This is a genomic window from Novilysobacter viscosus, from assembly GCF_046600715.1.
Classification (GTDB): domain Bacteria; phylum Pseudomonadota; class Gammaproteobacteria; order Xanthomonadales; family Xanthomonadaceae; genus Lysobacter_C; species Lysobacter_C viscosus.
This window is the reverse complement of the sequence record NZ_JBJMAV010000003.1, coordinates 264,797-278,036: the sequence shown is the minus strand read 5'-3', so window position 1 is coordinate 278,036 and position 13,240 is coordinate 264,797. Positions and strand designations below refer to the sequence as shown.

Below are 13,240 nucleotides of genomic sequence, written 5' to 3'. Positions count from 1 at the left end.
CGCACTCATGGCGCCGCCCCGGGTCGGGTTGCGGCTGACAAAGTGGCGGCGGCGCGCTCGGCGGGAAATTCGACCGGCACGGCCGGCACCACCGGCGCGGTCCCGACGGCATCGGTCGCGGCCTCGCGGCGCTTGGCATCGGCCTCGGCCTGGGCCGCCAGCCACGTGTCGATATCGTCGGGAGGGACGTCCATCAGGCGCAGCGCGCCGTCCATCACGCTCTTGAACACCGGCGCCGACACCAGGCCGCCGTAGTAGCCCTTGCTGGCATCGGGGTCGTCGACCACCACCACCATCGAGAAGCGCGGGTTCTCCACCGGCACCACCCCCGCGAAGAACGAAACGTAACGCCGGGAATAGCCGCCGGTGTCGTTGAACTTGCGCGCCGTACCGGTCTTGCCGGCGACGTGGTAGCCCAGGATCGCGGCCTGGGTCGCGGTGCCACCTTCTTCGGTGACGGTCTGCATCATCTGCATGACCTGCGCGGCGACGTGCGGGGACAGCACCTCGCGCGCCTCGTGGCGCTCGCCCTTGACGAAGGTCGGGGTGACCAGCTTGCCGCCGTTGCCGATCGCGGCGTAGGCCGCGGCGATCTGCAGCGGCGTGGCCGACAATCCGTAGCCGTAGGACATCGTCGCCTTGGTCGAGCCGAACCAGCGATCGGGCGGTGGCAGCACGCCGGACGACTCGCCGGGGAAGCCGCTGCCGGGCTTCTGGCCGTAGCCGAAACCGCGCACGAACCGGTAGAAATAGTCGTCGTCGAGCTTGTTGGCCAGCTTGACCGCACCCAGGTTGGAGCTCTTGGTGATCAGGCCGGTGACGGTCTGCACGCCGTAGTTGCGGAAGTCGCGGATGGTGTAGCGGCCCAGCGCCATGTGGCCAGGCGAGACGTCCACCTGGGTGTCGGGCGTGACCACGCCTGCGCTGAGCGCCGCGGCCACCGTGATCGGCTTCATCGTCGAGCCCGGCTCGACCACGTCGGTCACCGCTCGGTTGCGGCGGGCGTCGGCGTTGCGCGGGTCGACCGCGTTGGGGTTGTAGGTCGGCAGGTTGACCATGGCCAGGATCTCGCCGGTGTCGACGTCCAACACCACTGCCGAGCCCGCGCTCGCACCCGTGCGCAACAGCGTGCTGCGCAGCTCGCGGAACGCCAGGTACTGGATGCGACGGTCGATGGTGAGGGTCAGGTCGTGGCCGGCTTCGGCCGCGCGGATCAACTCCACGTCCTCGACGAAGCGCCCGCGGCTGTCGCGGATCACCCGCTTTGCGCCGGGCTTGCCGCGCAACCAGTCGTCGAAGGCGAGCTCCAGCCCTTCCTGGCCGCGATCGTCGATGTTGGTGAAGCCCAGCACGTGGGCCAGTGCCTCGGCCTGCGGGTAGAAGCGGCGGAATTCGCGCTGCGAGAACACGCCGGGGATCGCGTGGGCAAGGATCTTCCTGGCCGCGGCCGGACTGATCCGGCGCTTGAGGTACATGAACTCCTTGCTGCCGCGCTGGCTGATCTTGCGCGTCAGGTAATCGACGGGGACGTCCAGCGCCTCGGCCAGCTCGGGGATGCGCTCGGGGTTGGCCAGCAGCTCCTGCGGATTGCCCCACACCGACTCCACCGGCGTGGAGACCGCCAGCGGCTCGCCGTTGCGGTCGGTGATCATGCCGCGCGAGGTGGGGATCGCGATCTCGCGCAGGATCCGCTCGTCGCCCTGCTTGCGGTAGAACTCGTTGTCGACCACCTGCAGGTGGAACGCACGCGCCACCAGCGCCACCGAGCACAGCGCGAGCGCGCCGCCGACCAGCAGCACCCGGCTGCGCACGTTGTAGCGCATGCGCGTGCGGCCCCCCGGGCGCGCCGCGAGACGGGTCTTCAACCGCTGCCATGGGGTGGCGCCATCGTTGCGCTGCGGCGGACGGCCGGGTCGGCGGCTCACGGGCGCACCACCACGGTTTCATCGGCTTCCGGGAACCGCATGCCAAGGCGGTCGCGCGCAACCTGGTCGATGCGGTTGCTCTCGGCCCACGTGGCCTGCTCCAGCTGGAGCCGGCCGAAATCGATGTTGAGCTCGTCGCGCGCCCGCTCCAGCGCGGTCAGCTCGACGAACAGCTGGCGATGGCGATGGCGCGCGTGCACGACCGCCAACGCGGTGACCACGTTGGCGGCGACCAGCACCGTCAGCACCAGGCGCAGGCTCATGCGGCCCCTCCGTCGCCGTGGAGGCGCTCGGCGATCCGCAGCACGGCACTTCGCGACCGCGGATTCCCGCCGGTCTCGTCGGCCTGGGCTTTCATCGCCGAACCGATCGTGCGCAGCGCCGGCACGAACACCTCGGCCTGCGGCAGGCGCCGGTTGGCGGGCGGCGCCTTGGCGTGGCCGGCGATGAATTGCTTGACGATGCGGTCCTCCAGCGAGTGGAAGCTGATCACGGCCAACCGACCACCGGGCCTGAGCCGTTCCAGCGCGGCGTCCAGCCCGGCTTCCAGGTCGGACAGCTCGCGATTGATGAAGATGCGGATGGCCTGGAAGCTGCGTGTCGCCGGATGGGTCTTGTGCTCGCCGCGCGGCATGACCTGCGCGATCTGTGCCGCCAGCTGCGCGGTGCGGGTGAAGGGCTCTTCGGCACGTCGGGCGACGATGGCCCGGGCGATGCGCCGGCTCATGCGTTCCTCGCCGTAGGTCCACAGCACGTCGGCGATTTCCTGCTCGGTCGCGCCGGCGAGCCACTGGGCGGCGCTTGCCCCGGCGTCGGGGTCCATGCGCATGTCCAGCGGACCGTCCTTGCCGAAGCTGAAGCCGCGCTCGGCAACGTCCAGCTGCGGGGAGGACACGCCCAGGTCGAGGAGCACGCCGTCGAGCCCGCCCGAGGTCGCGTCCCAGTCCGCAAGGTCGGCGAAGCTGCCGCGGCGGATGGCCACGCGCGGATCGGTGCCGAACTCGCGTTCGGCCACGGCGATCGCCTCGGGGTCCTTGTCCATCAGCAGCAGCCGGCCTGCGGGGCCCAGTCGCTCGAGCACGCCACGGGCGTGCCCGCCGCGGCCGAAGGTGCCATCCAGGTAGGTTCCATTCCCGTCCACGCGCAGGCCGTCCAGCGCCTGCGAGAACATCACGGGAAGGTGGCCGGAGGGCGCCGAGGCGCGGTCCACGCCACCACCCGTCATAGCTGCAGGTCGAGCAGGTCCTCGCTCAGATCCTCGTCAGAGATGGTCTGACGGATCTGCGCGTGGTGCGCCTGCTCGCTCCACAACTCGAATTTCTCGCCCATGCCCAGCAGCACCGCCTTCTTCTCGATGCCCACCGCCGCGCGATGGCTGGCCGGCACGGTGATGCGTCCGTTGCCGTCGGGCTCCACGAACGTGGCCGCACCGACCAGCTTCAGCTGCATCACCCGGCTGGTCTTCTTGGCCTTGGGCAACTTGTTGACCTGGTCGCGCACCCGCTCCCAGACCTGCTGCGGGTACAGGTACAGGCAGCCGGACTCGAAGGGGTTGTAGGTGATCACCAGGCGGTTCCCGCAGTCGCGCGCAACGGCATCGCGGTGGGCGGTGGGCACCGCCAGCCGGCCCTTGTCGTCGATCGTGATCGCGGTCTCGCCCTGGAACATTGAGCACCTGTGGCAGCCCGCCTCTGCCGGGCGGGTCTACCTGTCGTTGGAAACACCCGGGAAGGGCGAATCCGGCCACGGAAAACCACAAAATTCCCGGTTTCCCCTCGGAAGCCCACCTTAGGCACGGTCCACAGGGTTGTCAACAAGTTTGGGGTGCGATTTTCACTAGGCGCGTCAATGACTTGCGGCGAACTTCAGAGTCCGGTTCAAGACTTATCCACTAACCGTTGTTTCGTCTCATATTTTGAGATATCCACAGGTTTTGGCGCCATCACAAGGCATTCACGGGATCGGCCCGGATTCGCTGCCGCAGCGCAGCACGCGTACGCCGGGGCAGCCGGCTCGCGCGGATTGCGGGCTTTGGGAGGTGGAGATCGGCGCCAGGCGGGCACGCCAGCGGTCGCGGACGGACGTGCAGCCGGCGAAGCCGAAGAAAAAGGGGCGGAGCCGGCCGATAAGCCGGGTTCTGTCGTGGGCAGCCATTCCTCTAGGCGCCGCGTCACCGCGACGCTCAAGCAACCTACCCGGAGGCACCGCGGGCCGCGGCATTGCCTCCCTATTTGGTCTTGCTCCCGGTGGGGTTTGCCGTGCCGGTCTGTTGCCAGACTCGCGGTGCGCTCTTACCGCACCGTTTCACCCTTGCCACGCACCCTGCCTCCGCCTTTCGGCGGTGCGGTGGCACTTGGCCGGACTTTCGTCCGACAAGCACCCCCACAGCGGCAGGGTCGTTCGGCGGTCTGCTCTCTGTTGCACTTTCCGTCGGCTCGCGCCGCCCAGGCGTTACCTGGCACCGTGCCCTGTGGAGCCCGGACTTTCCTCGGCATGCTTGCGCATGACGCGGCTGCCTGGCCGACTCCGCCGGGGCGGATATTGCCATCTTTTCCATGCGGCGGGGCACCGTATATGCTCGGGATGAGCCGGCAATTCGGCTCCCGCTGCTCAAGCACAAGATTGACAACCGCGAGCAGGGGCCAAGGATGTACAACTCATGGAGAGTAAAAGGAATGAAATGGAAGCTATCGGCGAAAATTGCGGGTCTGCTCATCGCCCTATCGATTGGCATGGTCCATTCGCCTGCACCTGCCGCCACTGCCCAGTCAGTCGACTTCTACGTCCAGTGCGAGCAAGGACACTACAACGCCTTTAAAAGTTGCGAAGCGCACACCGACTACGTGGGCAGGCGAAGTCATCAGTGGTATGGCGACTCGGGCGTGATCTTGGACAACTGTGGCGCGGGCCGCTTCTGTTCCGTGTACTGCAGGCCCGGAGTCGATTCGGGCACCGTCTTCGTGAACTTCATAAATCGCGATACTGGGCAACTGCTGGGCACTGCAAGTACGAGCATCGGCTGCCGGACTTAACGAACAGCAGGGCGCGCCCCGCCTACGGGCGGGGCGTCAACCTGAAGCTCCGTACAGCGCCTTGCGTGGCGCACCGGTGAGTTCCGCGGCCACCTTCGCGGCCGTGGAGGGGGGCAAGTGCGCGGCCAGCGCCGCGTAGACGCGCCGGCCCTCCGCAATGCGACCGTCAGCGTCCTCGCCGGCACCCTGCACCACCACCACGAATTCCCCCCGGCGCTGGTTGGGGTCGTCGCGGACCTGTTGGACCAGCTCGGCAAGGGTTTCGCCCAGCACCGTCTCGAACAGCTTGGTCAGCTCGCGCGCCAGTACCGCCGGGCGCGCGGGACCGAACGCGGCCGCCATGTCGGCCAGCGAATCGCCGATCCGGTGCCCCGATTCGTAGAACAGCAGCGTGCGCGGCTCCGGTGCCAGCCGCGCCAGCCGGTCGCGGCGTGCGCCACCCTTGGCAGGCAGGAAACCCTCGAAGGCGAAGCGGTCCGACGGTAGTCCCGCCACGCTCAGCGCGGCGATGGCCGCGCACGGCCCCGGCACCGGCGAGACCCGGATTCCAGCCGCGCGGGCCGCACGCACCAGCCGGTATCCCGGGTCGCTGACCAGCGGCGTTCCCGCATCCGACACCAGTGCCAGCGACTGGCCTGAGCGCAGCCGCTCCACCAGCGACGCCGCCTGCGCATCCTCGTTGTGCTCGTGCAGGGCCAGCAACGGGCGTTCCACGCCGAAGTGGCCCAGCAGTTGCCGGGTGTGCCGGGTGTCTTCCGCGCAAATGGCATCGACGCGACCCAGGGTTTCCAGCGCGCGGGCGGACAGGTCGCCCAGATGGCCGATCGGCGTGGCGACGACATGCAACGTGCCGGCCTTGGGCGGTGCACCAGTCTGCATCGTGTTTCCACATGGGGGATGGGTAGAATCGTAACCCTTTCACGCAGAACGCCGTCCCGCGGCGAACGGTTGCCGATGAGCCCTTTGATGAGACGCGCCACCTCTCCCACCGTGCGCCTGCTACTGGCCGCGATGATGGTCAGCCTGCTGGCCGGCTGCGGCGCGGTCCCCACGCGCGCGCCTGCGCCGCCGCCCGTCGTGCAGGACCCGGCGATCGCCCAGGCCGCGCAACTGGCGCGCGAAGCCACATTCCTTTCCGGGCCCGCCCGTAGCCAGGCCGAGACGCGCATCGGCGCGCTGCTGTCGCAACTGGACGACGCGACGCTGGCGCGGGAAGCGGCGGCACTGGCCGATGGCGACCCCTTCTACAACTATGTCGGCCGCGCCCTGCTGCGCCGCGGATTGCCGCTGCCGCGTCCGTTCGACCGCCCGCAGTGGCAGTTCGATGCAGGCAACCGGCCGCCCGCCGACAGCGACGGCTATCGCCCGCCGGTCCGGCTGGCCGTGCTGCTGCCGCTCTCGGGCGATCTCGCCACCGCTGCCTCGCCCGTCCGCGACGGCTTGCTGGCCGGCTACTACGGCGAGCGGCGCCGGCGTCCCGAGATCGAATTCATCGATACCCACGGCACCGCGGGTGGCACGCTGTCGGCATACGACCGCGCCGTCGCCGAAGGCCATGACTTCGTGCTCGGGCCGCTGGGCCGCGACGAGGTCGACGCGCTGTTCGGGCGCGGCACGCTGCAGGTGCCGGTGCTCGCGCTCAACCGCGGCTCCGTCGCGCCGCCGCCGGGCAACGCCAGCTTCGCGCTGTCGCCGGAGGACGAAGGCGCCGCGGCCGCCGACTACCTGCTGGAGCGCGGCGCACGGCGCGTGCTGGCGGTGGGCGGTGAATCCGACACCCAGCAGCGCGCGATCGCCGCGATGCGCGAGCGGTTGGCCGAAGGCGGAGGCGTGGTCACCGACGTGGTGGGCGCGCGAACCGAGGACTTCGCGCTGTTCGCGCAGAAGGAGGGTGGCGTCGACGCGGTGTTCCTGGCCGTGCGCGGCGAGGATGCGCACGGCGTGGTGCCGAAGCTGGCAATGGCGGGCCTGGCCGGGAAGCCCCGGGTGGCGACGTCGCAACTGCTGTCCGGCACCGGTGATCCAGCCAGGGACAGCGTGCTGGACGGGATCGCCTTTCCCACCATCGCCTGGAACAACCGCAGCGTCCGCGGCCTGCCCAGCCTGGACCGCGCGGCGGCCACGCTACCGACGGCCAAAGGCGGCGGGGCACGCCTGTTCGCCTTCGGCTTCGATGCCTGGCTGTTGACCGCCTACCTCGAGCACCTCGCGCTGGCCGCAGACGGCCGGGTCGAAGGCGCCACCGGCACCCTGCGCATCGACGGCTTCGGCCACGTGCAGCGGACCCCCGCCTGGTCCACGTTCATCGGTGGCCGGCAGGTGCCGCTGGCCGGTGCCGAGCGCTGATCCCCGGGACACCGGCGCGGCGGTCGAGGCCGCGGCCTGCGCGCACCTGACGCAGGCCGGGCTGCGGGAAATCGCACGCAACGTGGGGTACCGCTTCGGCGAACTGGACCTGGTGATGTGGGACGCGACGGCGCCCGCCAATACCCTGGTGTTCGTCGAGGTGCGCCACCGGCGGGGCGGCGCGTTCGGCGGCGGGGCGGTGTCGGTGACCCGCGAAAAGCGGCGGCGGCTGGTCCGCGCCGCGCAGGCGTTTCTGCAGGCGAATGCCCGCTACGCCGATGCCGCGTGCCGTTTCGATGTGGTCGAGGCGGCGGGCGATCCCTCCGCGCCCCGCCTGAACTGGCTGCGCGACGCCTTCCGCGCCGACGACTGCTGAGCCATGCGCGACGCACCTGGACTGCCCGACCCCTTGCTGCGCGAATTGGCCGACCTGCTGGGGGACGGTTTTCGCACCGATCCGGGCGAGCGGATCGGCTACGGCTATGACAACTCCAGGCGGGAGGCCATGCCCGACGCCGTGGCCCTGCCGCGCGACCGTACGCAGGTGCTGGCACTGGTGCGCGCCTGTCGCCGCCACCGGGTGCCGGTGGTGGCACGCGGCCGCGGCACCAACACCACGGGCGCGGCGGTACCGGTCGCCGGTGGCGTGGTGGTGTCGTTCGAGCGCATGGACCGGATCCTCGACATCCGCCCCGGTGACCGCTGCGCCGTGGTCGAGCCGGGCGTGCTCAATGGCGACCTGCAGGTCGCGCTCGCGGCCCACGGGCTGTTCTGGCCGCCCGATCCCACCAGCGCGGCGTTCAGCACGGTCGGTGGCAACCTCGCCTGCAACGCAGGCGGCCCTCGCGCGGTGAAGTACGGCGCCAGCCGGGACAACGTGCTGGCGCTGACCGCGGTGACCGGCGCGGGCGAACTGATCACCAGCGGTACCGCGACCACCAAGGGCTCGACCGGCCTGGACCTGCATCGCCTGCTGGTCGGCAGCGAAGGCACGCTGGCGCTGGTGGTGGAAGCCACCTTGAGATTGACCCCGACAGCGCCCGCCCGGCACGCGCTGCGCGCGATCTATCGCGACGTGTCCAGCGCGGCGCAGGCGGTGGCACGGCTGATGGCGCAGCCGGTGACGCCGTCGATGCTGGAATTCATGGATGCGCAGGCGGTGCGCCTGGCCCGCGACGTGGGTGGCGCGGACCTGCCCGCCGATGCCGGCGCACTGCTGATGATCGAGGCCGATGGCGACCCCACGCAGCTGCCCCGCGACATCCGGGCGCTGATGCACGCCGCCACCGGGGACGGGCTGGTGTCGCTGGACGATGCCGCCGACGAGGCCGCCCGCGCCGGCCTGTGGGCTGCGCGCAAGGCGCTGTCGCCGGCGTTGCGCACGCTCGCGCCGGGCAAGATCAACGAGGACGTGGTGGTGCCCGTGTCGCGCATCCCCGGGCTTGTCGATGGCGTGCAGGCGCTGGCGCGGGAGTTCGACCTGCCGATCGTCTGTTTCGGCCACGCCGGCAACGGCAACCTGCACGTCAACCTGATGTTCGACCCGGCCGACCCGGCACAGTCGCAACGCGCGCAGGCGGCATTGGCACGGGTGTTCGAACTGGCGATCTCGCTGGGCGGCACGCTGTCGGGCGAGCACGGCATCGGCCTGGCCAAGCGCGACTTCATGCCCCTGGCCGTGGACGCGGCGACGCTGGCGGTGATGCGCCAGGTCAAGGCGGTGTTCGATCCCGATGGGATCCTCAACCCAGGCAAGTTGCTGCCCCCCGCATAAGGGCCTGGGTGGCGCCGCCAGCCGGGCGGGCTTCAAGGGGGCAGGCCACCTGCAATGGGCGGGACGTCAGCCCTGCCACTCCGTCATCAAGGCGGTCGCGGCTTCGTCGCCGGCGGGGCTCTCTACCGGCCCACCTCGAAGTGCGCGTAGCCGTTGCGCGCAGGCTGCCACGCACGTCCATCGGCAAGGGTCGCGTGTACGCCCTCGCCCGCTTCGACTGTGCCGATGCGGGTGATGCGCAAACCCAGGGTCTCGGACAGTGCCGCCACCCGGTGCCGTGCATCGACCGGCGTGGTGAAGCACAGCTCGTAGTCGTCGCCGCCGCTGGCCTGCAACGTGCGTCGGGTGTCGGCGGCGAAGGCCTCGCCCAGTGCATCGGAGGCCGGCAACGCGTCCACCTCCAGCCGGATCGACACGCCACTGGCGCGGGCGACGTGGCCGACGTCCGCCAGCAGCCCGTCTGAAATATCGATCGCGGCATGGGCGAGGCCGACCAGCGCCCGCCCACACCCGACCCGGGGTGTCGGGCGGTCGAGCCGCCGCGCCATCTCGTCGTGCCCGGCACCGGGCGGGACCTCATGCAAGCGCGACAGCGCGGCGGCGGCATCGCCCAGCGTACCGGTGACCCAGACGTCATCGCCGGCCATCGCGCCCGCGCGTCGCAGGGCGGACCCCGGCTCGATGAAGCCATGCACGGTCACGCACACCGAGAGCGGGCCGCGCGTGGTGTCCCCGCCGACCAGCGAGACGCGGTGGCGATCAGCCAGGTCGAGGAATCCGTCGAGGAAGCCGTCCACCCACGCCGGGTCGGCGTCCGGGAGCGACAGCGATAACGTGCACCAGGCCGGCTCCGCGCCCATCGCGGCCAGGTCGGAGAGGTTCACCGCCAGCGCTTTCCAGCCGATGTCGGCAGCCATGGTTCCGACCGGGAAATGCACGCCGGCGTTGAGTGTGTCCATGGCCACCACCAGCTGGCGGCCGGCCGGCGGCTGCAGCAGGGCGGCGTCGTCACCGATGCCCAGCACCACGTCGTCGCGGTTGCGGGCGCGCTGGTGGATGCGATGGATCAGGTCGAATTCCACGACCGTTCCCGCGGACGTGGCCGACCGGCGCTCACCCGTCCCGCCTTGCCGGCGCCCGGTGCGGAAGTGGACCCGGACAGCCGCAGCCGCATACCGCCCCGCCCGTCCCTCCCCGCGAACACGGGCCGGAACACGACGCTATCGCCCGGCGCCGAACTCGACCGCGCGCCAGTCCGCGGCCGCCTGGTCGAGGACGCCGTTGACGTAGGTATGGCCGTGCTCGGCGCCGAAGCGCTTGGCGATCTCGATCGCCTCGTTGATGACCACGCGGTACGGCACGTCGGGCCGCTGGCGCAGTTCGTAGGCGGCCAGGCGCAGGACCGCGCGCTCGATCGGGTCGACCTGTTCGATCTCCCGGTCCAGGAACGGCGCCAGCGCCGCATCCAGGTCCTTCCGGTTGGCGTCCACGCCGCGCACCAGGTCCTCGAAATATTCCAGGTCGGCCACTTCCTTGGCCTGCTCGTGCGCGAACTGGGCGATCACCTCGCGCACGCCCGTGCCCGACATCTGCCATGCGTAAACGGCCTGCAGCGCGCGGCGGCGTGCACGGGAGCGGGCAACCGGGTCCACGCCATCGGGACGCCGGCGGTTCATCGGGGCACCTCGGGGAACTGCTGCATCAGGTGGCTCATCTCGATCACCACCAGCGCGGCTTCCTCGCCCTTGTTGCCATGACTGCCGCCGGCGCGTGCCTGTGCGTCCTCGAACCGGTCCACCGCCAGGACGCCGTTGGCGACCGGCACGCCGGAGTCCAGCGCGACGCGCATCAACGCCTCCGAGCAGCCGTCCGCAACCTGCTCGAAATGCCGGGTGTCGCCGCGCACCACGCAGCCCAGCGCCACGATCGCGGCATGGCCGCCGGCGCGGGCCAGCCGCGATGCGACCACCGGAATCTCCCACGCGCCCGGGACCCGGACCACGTCGAGCGCGGCATCGTCCACGCCGTGTTCTGCGAAGGTCTTGCGCGCGCCGGCCACCAGGGTGTCGGTGATGCGCGGGTTCCAGCGGCTGGCGATGATGGCGTAGCGCGCGCCGGCGGGGCGGCGCAGGTCGCCTTCGATATGGGGCATGGGGACGTCGGGACGTGGCGGGGGCGCTAGTGTAGCCGGCCGCGCTCCCCGGGACCGGCGGCTGCACGCCGATCACCCCTGTGCAACGGGCGTGGACGGCCAGGCGAGGCGCCACTCGCCGGAGAAGACCCGGGGTTGCTACAGCCCCACGTACTCCACGACTTCCAGCCCATACCCGGCCAGGCCCACCTGCTTGCGCGGCGTGCCGAGCACGCGCAGCTGACGCAGTCCCAGGTCCGCGAGGATCTGTGCACCGGCGCCGTTGCGGCGCCACTCGGCCAGCGCATGGCCGGCTGCGGGCTCGTCGTCGGCCTGGACCGGCGCCTGGATCCGGGCCAGCAGCGCGCCGGCATCGGCGTTGTCGCCCAGCAGCACCAGGGCGCCCCGTCCCTCGCCGGCAATCGCCGCCAGTACCTCGCCCACCGCCGGGCCGAAGTCGGGGCGGCGCCAGTGCAGGGCGTCGGCCAGCGGGTTCTGTACGTGCACGCGCACCAGCGTTGGATCCGATGCATCGGGCGTGCCCCGGACCAGCGCGAAATGCAGGCCCTGGCTGAGTCGGTCGCGGTAGGTCACCAGCTGGAACGATCCGTGCTCGGTGTCGATCTCGCGCGCGTCCACCCGCTCCACCGTGTGCTCGGTCTCCAGGCGGTGGCGGATGAGCGCCTCGATCGAGCCGATCTTCAGCCCGTGCTCGGCCGCGAACGCCTCCAGTTGCGGACGCCGTGCCATGGAACCGTCGGGGTTGAGGATCTCCACCAGCACCCCGGCAGGCTCCAGCCCGGCCAGCAGCGCCAGGTCGGCGGCGGCCTCGGTGTGGCCGGCACGGTTGAGCACGCCGCCGGGCTGGGCCATCAGCGGAAAGATGTGGCCGGGCTGGTTGAGATCGGACGGCGCCGCGTCGGGCCGCACCGCGGTGCGGATGGTGTGGGCACGGTCGTAGGCGCTGATGCCGGTGGTGACGCCCTCGGCGGCTTCGATGCTGACGGTGAAATTGGTGTGGTGCTGGGAGGTGTTGTCGCGAACCATCGGCGGCAGGCCCAGCTGCCGGCAGCGTTCGCGGATCAGCGACAGGCAGACCAGTCCGCGCGCGTGGGTCACCATGAAGTTGATGTCCGACGGCTTGACCAGTTCGGCGGCCATGATCAGGTCGCCCTCGTTCTCGCGGTCCTCGTCGTCGACGATTACGACCATGCGGCCGGCGCGGATCTCCTCGAGAAGTTCGGGGATGGGGCTGAAGGGCATGGCGCGGGTCGCAGGTCGACAGGGGCCGGCATTTTACGCCCAGCGCGGCGCGGGCCCTGCCGACATCCCGAAATGGTGCGTTCCGGGCCGCCTCAGTCGCGTGACTGCAGCAGCCGCTCGACGTAGCGTGCGACCAGGTCCACTTCCAGGTTGACCGCCTCGCCCACCGGGGTTTCGCCGAATGCCGTGTGCGACACCGTGTGCGGCACCAGCGCCACCTCGAACCCGGCCGCGTCCACCGCGTTGACCGTCAGGCTGACGCCGTCCACGCAGATCGAGCCCTTGCCGGCGATGTAGCGCAGCAGTGCGGGGGGCGCATCGAAGCGCCAGCGTTGGGCGCGGGCGTCCTCGTGCACGGACGCGACGCGGCCGACGCCGTCGACATGGCCGCTGACCATGTGGCCGCCGAGGCGGTCGGTCGGGCGCATGGCACGCTCCAGGTTGACGGCCCGCCCGGGCGACAGCGCGCCCAGGGTGGTCAGTCCGAGGGTTTCCGTCGATGCATCGGCTTCGAAGCCGGCGGCATCGAAATCGACCACGGTCAGGCACACGCCGTTGACCGCGATGCTCTCCCCCAGCTGGACGTCGTCGATGGGCAGCGTGCCCGCGTCGATCCGCAGCCGCGCATCACCGCCGCGCGGCTCGCGCCAGGACAGGCGGCCGATGCCTTCGATCAGGCCTGTGAACATGCGCGGGGTGCTCCGGGAAGGGGGAACGGGAGTTTAATCGTGGCTGCCAGCTGGGGACCGGGCACAGGCGTCGACCACAC

At 70.7% G+C, this 13,240-nt stretch carries 13 protein-coding genes and 1 other RNA gene; 3 read left to right on the top strand and 11 right to left on the bottom strand.

Annotation, left to right across the window (positions count from 1 at the left end; genetic code table 11):
* Positions 1-5: 5 nt before the first annotated feature.
* The 6 genes from ACJQWL_RS07055 to rsmI form a co-directional block, all read right to left on the bottom strand.
* On the bottom strand, positions 6-1,823 hold the full coding sequence (locus ACJQWL_RS07055) for a peptidoglycan D,D-transpeptidase FtsI family protein (protein WP_411300815.1): 1,818 nt from the start codon (positions 1,821-1,823) through the stop codon (positions 6-8).
* Positions 1,824-1,921: 98 nt separating this feature from the next.
* Positions 1,922-2,188 carry a cell division protein FtsL gene (ftsL, locus tag ACJQWL_RS07050; RefSeq protein WP_330968410.1) on the bottom strand — a complete coding sequence of 89 codons (267 nt, stop codon included), beginning with the start codon at positions 2,186-2,188 and terminating at the stop codon, positions 1,922-1,924.
* A complete protein-coding gene (gene rsmH / locus ACJQWL_RS07045; protein ID WP_330968411.1) occupies positions 2,185-3,150 on the bottom strand; it encodes a 16S rRNA (cytosine(1402)-N(4))-methyltransferase RsmH in 966 nt (321 codons plus the stop codon). Before rsmH ends, ftsL begins: the two co-directional genes overlap by 4 nt.
* Positions 3,147-3,593: a division/cell wall cluster transcriptional repressor MraZ gene (gene mraZ / locus ACJQWL_RS07040; RefSeq protein ID WP_330968412.1), complete on the bottom strand. Its 447-nt coding sequence runs from the start codon at positions 3,591-3,593 to the stop codon at positions 3,147-3,149. Before mraZ ends, rsmH begins: the two co-directional genes overlap by 4 nt.
* A 442-nt stretch (positions 3,594-4,035) precedes the next feature.
* An RNA gene (gene rnpB, locus ACJQWL_RS07035) (RNase P RNA component class A) lies at positions 4,036-4,453 on the bottom strand.
* A gap of 540 nt (positions 4,454-4,993) precedes the next feature.
* Positions 4,994-5,836 carry a 16S rRNA (cytidine(1402)-2'-O)-methyltransferase gene (gene rsmI, locus ACJQWL_RS07030; protein WP_330968413.1) on the bottom strand — a complete coding sequence of 281 codons (843 nt, stop codon included), beginning with the start codon at positions 5,834-5,836 and terminating at the stop codon, positions 4,994-4,996.
* Between the two features lie 87 nt (positions 5,837-5,923).
* On the opposite strand from rsmI, the gene ACJQWL_RS07025 reads away from it, so the two are divergent.
* From ACJQWL_RS07025 to ACJQWL_RS07015, 3 genes are read left to right on the top strand one after another with little or no spacing between them, the layout of a single operon-like run.
* Positions 5,924-7,303 (top strand): penicillin-binding protein activator, encoded by a 1,380-nt coding sequence (locus ACJQWL_RS07025; RefSeq protein WP_330968414.1) that lies wholly within the window; start codon positions 5,924-5,926, stop codon positions 7,301-7,303.
* Positions 7,290-7,679: a YraN family protein gene (locus ACJQWL_RS07020; RefSeq protein ID WP_330968415.1), complete on the top strand. Its 390-nt coding sequence runs from the start codon at positions 7,290-7,292 to the stop codon at positions 7,677-7,679. The genes ACJQWL_RS07025 and ACJQWL_RS07020 overlap by 14 nt, the downstream gene beginning before the upstream one ends.
* 3 nt (positions 7,680-7,682) lie before the next feature.
* Positions 7,683-9,077 (top strand): FAD-binding oxidoreductase, encoded by a 1,395-nt coding sequence (locus ACJQWL_RS07015; RefSeq protein ID WP_330968416.1) that lies wholly within the window; start codon positions 7,683-7,685, stop codon positions 9,075-9,077.
* A 122-nt stretch (positions 9,078-9,199) separates the two neighbouring features.
* Here the strand turns inward: ACJQWL_RS07015 and thiL are convergent, their stop codons facing one another.
* The 5 genes from thiL to ACJQWL_RS06990 form a co-directional block, all read right to left on the bottom strand.
* Positions 9,200-10,159 carry a thiamine-phosphate kinase gene (gene thiL, locus ACJQWL_RS07010; RefSeq protein WP_330968417.1) on the bottom strand — a complete coding sequence of 320 codons (960 nt, stop codon included), beginning with the start codon at positions 10,157-10,159 and terminating at the stop codon, positions 9,200-9,202.
* A gap of 138 nt (positions 10,160-10,297) precedes the next feature.
* Positions 10,298-10,753 (bottom strand): transcription antitermination factor NusB, encoded by a 456-nt coding sequence (nusB, locus tag ACJQWL_RS07005; RefSeq protein WP_330968418.1) that lies wholly within the window; start codon positions 10,751-10,753, stop codon positions 10,298-10,300.
* Complete coding sequence (gene ribH, locus ACJQWL_RS07000) at positions 10,750-11,229, bottom strand: 6,7-dimethyl-8-ribityllumazine synthase (protein WP_330968419.1); 480 nt, start codon at positions 11,227-11,229, stop codon at positions 10,750-10,752. The genes nusB and ribH overlap by 4 nt, the downstream gene beginning before the upstream one ends.
* A 138-nt stretch (positions 11,230-11,367) precedes the next feature.
* Positions 11,368-12,471: a 3,4-dihydroxy-2-butanone-4-phosphate synthase gene (gene ribB / locus ACJQWL_RS06995; RefSeq protein ID WP_330968420.1), complete on the bottom strand. Its 1,104-nt coding sequence runs from the start codon at positions 12,469-12,471 to the stop codon at positions 11,368-11,370.
* Positions 12,472-12,563: 92 nt separating this feature from the next.
* Positions 12,564-13,160, bottom strand: coding sequence for a riboflavin synthase (locus tag ACJQWL_RS06990; protein ID WP_330968421.1), 597 nt, complete (start codon positions 13,158-13,160; stop codon positions 12,564-12,566).
* Positions 13,161-13,240 lie beyond the last annotated feature (80 nt).

What these genes read in the sequence shown, in the direction of transcription:
- mraZ (WP_330968412.1), bottom strand. Translation starts at nt 3,593, where the DNA reads ATGTTCCAGGGCGAGACCGCGATCACGATCGACGACAAGGGCCGGCTG.
- rsmH (WP_330968411.1), bottom strand. Translation starts at nt 3,150, where the DNA reads ATGACGGGTGGTGGCGTGGACCGCGCCTCGGCGCCCTCCGGCCACCTT.
- rsmI (WP_330968413.1), bottom strand. Translation starts at nt 5,836, where the DNA reads ATGCAGACTGGTGCACCGCCCAAGGCCGGCACGTTGCATGTCGTCGCC.
- ACJQWL_RS07025 (WP_330968414.1), top strand. Translation starts at nt 5,924, where the DNA reads ATGAGACGCGCCACCTCTCCCACCGTGCGCCTGCTACTGGCCGCGATG.
- ACJQWL_RS06990 (WP_330968421.1), bottom strand. Translation starts at nt 13,160, where the DNA reads ATGTTCACAGGCCTGATCGAAGGCATCGGCCGCCTGTCCTGGCGCGAG.
- ftsL (WP_330968410.1), bottom strand. Translation starts at nt 2,188, where the DNA reads ATGAGCCTGCGCCTGGTGCTGACGGTGCTGGTCGCCGCCAACGTGGTC.
- ribB (WP_330968420.1), bottom strand. Translation starts at nt 12,471, where the DNA reads ATGCCCTTCAGCCCCATCCCCGAACTTCTCGAGGAGATCCGCGCCGGC.
- nusB (WP_330968418.1), bottom strand. Translation starts at nt 10,753, where the DNA reads ATGAACCGCCGGCGTCCCGATGGCGTGGACCCGGTTGCCCGCTCCCGT.
- ACJQWL_RS07015 (WP_330968416.1), top strand. Translation starts at nt 7,683, where the DNA reads ATGCGCGACGCACCTGGACTGCCCGACCCCTTGCTGCGCGAATTGGCC.
- ACJQWL_RS07055 (WP_411300815.1), bottom strand. Translation starts at nt 1,823, where the DNA reads ATGCGCTACAACGTGCGCAGCCGGGTGCTGCTGGTCGGCGGCGCGCTC.
- ribH (WP_330968419.1), bottom strand. Translation starts at nt 11,229, where the DNA reads ATGCCCCATATCGAAGGCGACCTGCGCCGCCCCGCCGGCGCGCGCTAC.